This window comes from Martelella alba (assembly GCF_005217455.1).
In the GTDB taxonomy this organism is placed as follows: domain Bacteria; phylum Pseudomonadota; class Gammaproteobacteria; order Enterobacterales; family Enterobacteriaceae; genus Acerihabitans.
Genome location: NZ_SZPQ01000188.1, coordinates 1 through 506 on the forward strand (window position 1 = coordinate 1; position 506 = coordinate 506).

Here is a 506-nt window from a genome sequence, read left to right on the forward strand (position 1 = left end):
CAGTTCAACCGGCCGGGTCATGACATCGTCGATCACCATACCTATGTCTTTATGGGCGACGGCTGCATGATGGAGGGAATTTCCCATGAGGTCTGCTCCCTGGCCGGCACCATGAAGCTGGGGAAATTGATGGCGTTTTACGATGACAACGGTATTTCCATCGACGGTCATGTGGAAGGCTGGTTCAACGACGACACCGCCAAACGCTTCGAGGCGTATGGCTGGCATGTGGTGCGCGGGGTGGACGGCCACGATAGCGCGTCCATCAAGGCGGCCATCGAACAGGCGAGGGCCGTCGCCGACAGGCCCTCGCTGCTGATGTGCAAGACCACTATCGCATTCGGCTCGCCCAACAAGGCCGGTACCCACGGCGCCCACGGCGCGCCGCTGGGGGATGACGAAGTGGCGGCCACCCGTCAGCACATCGGTTGGAACGAACCGCCGTTCGTGATACCGCAGGATGTCTATGCCGGGTGGGATGCCAAGGCCGCCGGCGCTGAACGGGA

General features: G+C 62.3%; 1 pseudogene. It reads left to right on the forward strand.

The annotated features are described in order from the left end of the window. Positions 1–506, forward strand: a pseudogene (locus FCN80_RS26365) (transketolase); the annotation flags it as partial.